At 63.3% G+C, this 6,125-nt stretch carries 8 protein-coding genes; 5 read left to right on the top strand and 3 right to left on the bottom strand.

Features of this window, described 5'->3' with window-relative positions:
* Nucleotides 1-1,169, top strand: a 1,169-nt coding sequence (locus tag QZT63_RS06970; RefSeq protein ID WP_290649768.1) for a sensor domain-containing diguanylate cyclase, incomplete at its 5' end; no start/stop codon positions are given.
* A 47-nt stretch (nucleotides 1,170-1,216) separates the two neighbouring features.
* Here the strand turns inward: QZT63_RS06970 and QZT63_RS06965 are convergent.
* Complete coding sequence (locus tag QZT63_RS06965) at nucleotides 1,217-1,468, bottom strand: hypothetical protein (protein WP_290649766.1); 252 nt, start codon at nucleotides 1,466-1,468, stop codon at nucleotides 1,217-1,219.
* A gap of 478 nt (nucleotides 1,469-1,946) precedes the next feature.
* On the bottom strand, nucleotides 1,947-3,347 hold the full coding sequence (locus tag QZT63_RS06960; protein WP_290649764.1) for a S8 family serine peptidase: 1,401 nt from the start codon (nucleotides 3,345-3,347) through the stop codon (nucleotides 1,947-1,949).
* A 363-nt stretch (nucleotides 3,348-3,710) separates the two neighbouring features.
* On the opposite strand from QZT63_RS06960, the gene QZT63_RS06955 reads away from it, so the two are divergent.
* From QZT63_RS06955 to QZT63_RS06940, 4 genes are all read left to right on the top strand, one after another.
* The gene (locus tag QZT63_RS06955) at nucleotides 3,711-3,950 is read left to right on the top strand and encodes a DNA-binding protein (RefSeq protein WP_290649763.1); all 240 of its coding nucleotides are present in this window, start codon (nucleotides 3,711-3,713) and stop codon (nucleotides 3,948-3,950) included.
* Entirely contained in the window at nucleotides 3,922-4,350 is a 429-nt protein-coding gene (locus QZT63_RS06950) for a type II toxin-antitoxin system VapC family toxin (protein WP_290649761.1), read from the top strand. The genes QZT63_RS06955 and QZT63_RS06950 overlap by 29 nt, the downstream gene beginning before the upstream one ends.
* A 528-nt stretch (nucleotides 4,351-4,878) precedes the next feature.
* Entirely contained in the window at nucleotides 4,879-5,133 is a 255-nt protein-coding gene (locus QZT63_RS06945) for a type II toxin-antitoxin system prevent-host-death family antitoxin (protein ID WP_290649759.1), read from the top strand.
* Complete coding sequence (locus QZT63_RS06940) at nucleotides 5,133-5,555, top strand: type II toxin-antitoxin system VapC family toxin (protein WP_290649757.1); 423 nt, start codon at nucleotides 5,133-5,135, stop codon at nucleotides 5,553-5,555. The genes QZT63_RS06945 and QZT63_RS06940 overlap by 1 nt, the downstream gene beginning before the upstream one ends.
* A gap of 168 nt (nucleotides 5,556-5,723) precedes the next feature.
* Here QZT63_RS06940 and QZT63_RS06935 read toward each other — a convergent pair whose 3' ends face one another.
* Nucleotides 5,724-5,921, bottom strand: coding sequence for a type II toxin-antitoxin system VapB family antitoxin (locus QZT63_RS06935; RefSeq protein ID WP_290649755.1), 198 nt, complete (start codon nucleotides 5,919-5,921; stop codon nucleotides 5,724-5,726).
* Nucleotides 5,922-6,125: the final 204 nt, after the last annotated feature.

Below are 6,125 nucleotides of genomic sequence, written 5' to 3'. Positions count from 1 at the left end.
GCTGGGCGTTGGTGCAGGCCGCGACGGCGCGTCTGATGCTCCTGCTCGCGCGCGCGGATGCCCGGTATCTGCGGCGTGTCCGGGACAGTCGTGACCTGCTGTCAAAGGATCGCGGCGGCTTGTTGGATCCCGGCGCGCTGGTGCAACGCCACGGGCCAGACTGGCTTGCGCTGTTTCGGGCTTGCGGGGTCGCCCTGGTCTATCGCGAGACGGTCTCCGGTGTCGGACAGTTGCCTTCGGAAGGCAAGCTCCAGCGCTTGGCGAGCGCATTATCGCAGTCGCAACCGCGCGAGGGTATCTGGTGCAGCCGCAACCTGCGCGACTCAGCCCTGGCGGACGCCCTTGGGCAAAGCGCGTGTTGCGGGCTCTTGGCGGTGCCACTGCCTATCGATGACGGCAAGCCGGGCTGGTTCCTGATGTTTCGGCCCGAGCAGATCGAGACCCGACTCTGGGCGGGCAAACCCGAGGGGCCGGTAGCGATGGGCGATGGCCGTTTGCAGCTCTTGCCGCGCAACTCCTTTGCTGCATGGCGGGAGGAGATCCGCGGCTGCAGTGAGCCGTGGTCAGCCATCGAGCAGCAGGCCGCCGCGGACCTCGGGGAAGACCTGGCGGTGCTGGTCTTCAGCCGGGAGATCGACCTGCTTAATGCGCGCCTGACCGAGGCGAACAGACGCCTGGAAAGGCTTGCCCATACCGACGCACTGACGAGTGTCTGGAACCGCTATCACACCGAGAAGCAGATCGATGCGGCTATCAATGCCGCTGAGCGCGCTGGCAAGCCGTGCACCTTGTTGCTCTTCGATGTAGACCACTTCAAGCAAGTAAACGATCGCCTCGGCCACGAGGCCGGTGATCGGGTGCTGACCACCCTTGCCAGAGAGATCGACCAGAATCTACGCGGCGGCGATTACCTCGGCAGGTGGGGCGGCGAGGAGTTTGTTGTGGTGGCAAGCGGGAACAATCTGGAGGCGGGCGGCACGCTGGCGGAGCGCCTGCGCCGACATGTCGCCGAGACGCGCTTCTGTGGCGTCGAGCGAATCACCATCAGCGTTGGTGTCGCCACCTGGCGAGAGGGAGACAGCCGACGCACTTTGCTTGATCGCGCGGACCGGGCGATGTATCGAGCCAAGCATGACGGCCGTAACCGCGTTGTCGAATTGGATTCCTGAGAGAGGAGGGCAAACGGGCCCGGAGGCCCTTGCCCGGCGGCATCCAATCAAATGCCGAGTATCTCCTTGGCCTCGTTCAGCACGTCCACGGATTGGTCGTGATCGCCGTCGTTGTGATAATCCTCGCCCTGCTGGCGCAATTCACGCACCTCGTCGAGGGCATCCTGGTCGAGCTCGCCGACAACCTCGTCGTCAGTGAGCGCCTGGTCAATTTCTCCCATCAATGCGGGGCACATATGAGCCCAAAGTGGTGTCATGAACAGTGTGAGCACGAGCGCGGCTAACGATTTCTTAATCATCAATGATCCTCCCTGCGGTGGCAGTCGGACGGTTGTCGCCGAGCACGCCCGTCTATCATCTTAACGTCGGGCGAGTCGTCGAGTTCCCGAGCGAGATGACGGCATCGCAGTCACCTTTCAAAGTATAGTTCCATCGGGCGGGAAACGCCCGAAGGCGAGTGTCGCGCGGGTTCCGTACTGCCCGCACGCCCGACTGGCGGCTCACTTCACCACTACGCCTTGCCAGCAACCTCATCTCAGCCCGCAAAGCGGCGAGTGTGGGTGTCTCACGGGTTCGAGTCATCGACGGTGGATTACGTGGCACTCATCCACCCGACGGCCGGGTGCCCGATAACCTTCCCGTTGAGCCCACGCGGCGGGTCCGTTTGCTATCGCTTGCCCGCCGCGGTTACGCTCCGGTGTGCCGCTCCCGAGCACATGCACGAAAAAGGCCCAGCGGCTCCGGCCGGGCCTGCTTGCCTACATAACGGAAGTCGTCTCAATCGATGGCGCCGCGCGCATCCACGACACCGTGACCGAACTCCTGGCGGCCGCCGCGGATCCGGTCCGCCGTGCGGAGGAGCTGGCTGCTCGCCGCGCGCGGACCGAGGGTCGGATTCTCGTCGCGGATCAGGCCCATCACCCCGGCCACGTGTGGCGAGGCCATGGACGTGCCGGCGAGGTACGACCAGATGGGCGTGCAGCTCGCGGTGGCGGCGCAAGCGGGGCCCAGCTCCGCGTCGGTGGACAGGATGAGGTGCTCGACATAGCTCTCCGGCAGCTCGTCCTCCGGACCGCAGGCATCGGGCAGGCCGCAATCGCCCCCCGGGGCGGTGACATCCACCGCTGCGCCGAAATTGCTGAAGAAGGAGCGAACGTCGAACGACACGTTTGGCTGGAAACGCGGTTCAGGGCGAATGCCGGTGGCGCCGACGTTAACGACGCCGGGATGCCCCCCAGGCAGATTGATCAGCACCCCATTGAGATCGACCCCGGCGTTACCCGCCGCGGCCACCAGGGCCGTGCCCGCGTCAATGACCGCGTTGGCGACGCGCCGGTCGGCGGCCACTAACGTGGCCAGGTCGTCAGTGCCCGGACCTTGGCCGAATGCATGGAGCGAGCCGAGGCTCATGTTAATGACGTCGAAGTCCCGGGCCGCGGCATCAAGCTGGGCCTGCCAGAGGGAGGAAACCAGTGCCACCAGGTTGCCGTTGATCAACTCGAAGGTGTTATAGCTGGCAAGGCCCAGGTCCGGGCCCACCCCGACGACGCCGAAGCCGAAGCCGGCGGCCACGGTTCCCGCTACATGGGTGCCGTGCCCATCCAGCTCCGGATAGGGGTTGCACGGCCCGGTGGAGGTGTCAAAGCCGATCACGGCGCCGGCGGATGTGAAGCAAGCAGCGAATACCACGTTAGGCTCAAGATCCGGGTGATTCCACGCCACTCCGGTATCGATTATCGCCACCGTGGTATCGGCCGAACCGGTCACGCCGGCTGCCCAGGCCTCGGGCGCCCTGACCCGCTCGATTCCCCACAGCAGTTTCTCATCGAAAAAGAAACTCCCTGCCGGCGGGTCGCCCGCTGGAATGTCGGTCTCGAGTTGTCGTACCGCGGTGTACTCCGGGACCGCGAAAGCCGGCTCGAGACCCACGGACTTGACTCGGTAGTCAGCACCCATTTGTGCCGGAAACGCCGTGCTCTCGGCCCGCGCAATGGCGATGCCCACCTCGTCCAGCCGCGTAACGATCTCGCCGCCCACCGCGGCGACGCTCGATTTGAGATCATCGGGCAAGGCGTGCTCGTCGAACAGTATGATGTAGCGGTCGGCCGAGGCGTGGACCGCAAGACTCGAGCACAGAAATACACCGGCAACAAACGACCCTTTCAGTTGCCTGAACATAGGATTTCCCCCCTGTCGACCGTGTCGAAACGTTTTTCGGTTATTGACTATAGGCAACAGAAACCATGTCACCAGTGGGACATCCGTGATGAGCGTCGTGGTTGTCCCCATTGACAGATGCACCATCAAACAAACCGCGCCAACGGCGCACAGAAACACCCGGGGGTGACGTTTTGGCAGCCTGTGTTGGCCGACGGTGCCGGCAGGCGTCAGTCTGGGCTTCGCCCCATGGAGGACTGTGGCACTGAGCACCCGGGCAGCGGAGATCGCCTGCTTGGGTCCATTCGATGCTATCAATGCTTACGCTTGCCTAGACAAAACGCTATCATTGCTATCACTGAATCAATCCAATTCGAGGTGATTATGGCAAACTTGGTGGTACGTAATGTCGATGATCGGATCGCCCAGGCGCTCAAGGAGCGCGCCGCACGGCACAATCGCAGCGCCGAGGCCGAGCATCGCGCGATCCTTGAGCAGGCCCTGGTGAAGACACGCCGCAAGAGCCTTGCGGAAGTCTTGGCGTCCATGCCGGATCTGGGCCGCGACGAAGACTTCGACCGCGTGGACGACAAGTATGGGAACGCGCCGCGTGTATTTGATTGACACCAATGTCATCAGCGAGGCCCGAAAAGGGCGGCGTGCCAACCCCGGCATACGGCGTTTCTTTGACGGCGTGGTGCGCCAAGAACAGTCAGTCTTTCTATCTGTCGTGACAGTAGGCGAGCTCCGCCGAGGTGTCGACTTGATCCGGCACCGTGGTGACGAGGAGCAAGCCATCGTCCTCGAGAAATGGCTGACCGGCATCCTCAACGAGTATGGCGAGTATATCTTGGACATCGATGTAGAGGTGGCCCAGGTGTGGGGGCGGCTGCGGGTTCCGGGCCCTGAAAACGCCTTGGACAAGCAGATTGCGGCCACTGCCCTGATTCACGACCTAATTGTTGTCACGCACAACGAGAGCGATTTCGATGGCACCGGCGTACAGGTGCTTAATCCATTTTGAGTCGTGCGCCTGCGGCGCCATATCATCGACGGCGGATGACGCTGCGCTAATCCGCCCTACGGGTACCGTGTCAAGCCACGCCATGGCACCGCGCCCGATCGAAGGGTGTAGGGTGCCATTAGCGCCAGCGTAATGCACCGTCAAACAAACCGCGCCGCAGGTGCACATATACCGCGTGCAGCCATGCCATGGCGCCACGGCCGATGGAAGGGCGTAGGGCACTAGCGCTCGGCCGACACGTACGATAACGAAAGATTTAACATAATATACCTTATACGCAATCGATGCCGCTGGCATCACTTCAACCAAGGCCATTCGATCCACGGCTCAAGAATCCCATAGCACACTGACAAGCACGATGAACATCTCGTGGCCGGACACGCTAAGGGCCTACATCGACGAGCAGCTCTCGCAGCGCGGCTGCGCAAACGAATGAGCCACTGTTGCGCGTCTTTACTCTGACCCCGAGTGTTTCTATATTATACGACCAGTCTTCCGACCAGTGCATTTTCGCGCAGGGGGATCATTTTGACCAAACAGTCCAAGGAAATCGGTGCCTACGAGGCCCGCACGCATCTCGCGGAACTGCTGCGCAAGGTTGCCGCGGGCGGGCGTTTCACCATCACGCAGCGCGGCCGCCCCGTCGCCGAGCTGATCCCAGTCGGTTCGAGCCGGGAGCAGGAGGCAGCCGCAGCGGCGGCCGCGATGCGGGCGTTCGTGCACCGCACCCCGCCAATCACCGACGCGGACATTCGCGCCCTCATCGAGGAGGGGCGCGACTAGTGGAGTTCGTCCTCGACAACTCCGTGTCGATGCGCTGGCTGTTTGGGGACGGCAGCCACGAAGATCTCGCATACGCCGACCGAGTGCTCGAATATATGACGGAGCCCGGTTCCGTGGCCAGGGTGCCATCGCTCTGGTCGCTGGAGGTCGCCAACGTGATCACTCGTGCCGAAGCGCGGGCGTTCGTGAGCGAGGCAAGAACCAGCAAATTCCTCGCGCTGCTGCAGGAAATGGCGATTCGGGCGGATCCCGAGACCTTCGAGCGTGCCCTGGACACCACGCTGGCCCTCGCACGGCGGCACGCGCTGTCTGCCTACGACGCGGCTTACCTGGAACTGGCGATGCGCAAAGGTATCCCCCTTGCGACACTCGATGCGGGCCTGTGCCGCGCTGTCCGGGAGGCGCAGGCGACACGCCTGTGACCAGGGAGCGGCGCAAGCCATCGATGCGGCGCCGGCGTTCCCCTCTCAAAACCACGCACCGCCCGACCGCGTGCGCTGCCGGGCACGCTGGCTCCGGCATCCCGGACTCCGGAAGCATGCCGAACGAGGCAAGCCCGTGATCGATCCAGATCGACGTATCAACCAGAATCATGCCGAGTCCGATCTTCGGCGGTGTACGTCCTCGAACTGTGGCTGCGAACCGCCGAGGCGGGCAAGGCGGCGGGCGCTCTCGCGCTCGATCAGCGCCCTCAGCCCCTCGTGGATCAGGGCCGTGCGCCCCTTCGTTCCGGTAAGCCGGCGAGCTTCTTCCAGCAGGTCGTCATCGAGATTCACAGTGATCCGCATGCGGGATGCTCCAGCATGGTGAAGCGTAAATCATACATCGCGTGATGCCGGCCGATACATATGGTAATGCCAATGTCCGCAATGGAGACGCAAGGCAAGCCGGTTCTGAGGGCGCCACCTCGGCCCGCATTTGTCTCCCTGGTGCCTGGCGTCGCACACTACCGTGGACCGTTCGCCTTTTGGCAGCGATCGGGTTTGTGATTC

Source organism: Aquisalimonas sp., from assembly GCF_007120195.1.
Classification (GTDB): domain Bacteria; phylum Pseudomonadota; class Gammaproteobacteria; order Nitrococcales; family Aquisalimonadaceae; genus Aquisalimonas.
The sequence above is the reverse complement of the archived record's forward strand: the minus strand, read 5'-3'. Positions and strand labels throughout refer to the sequence as shown.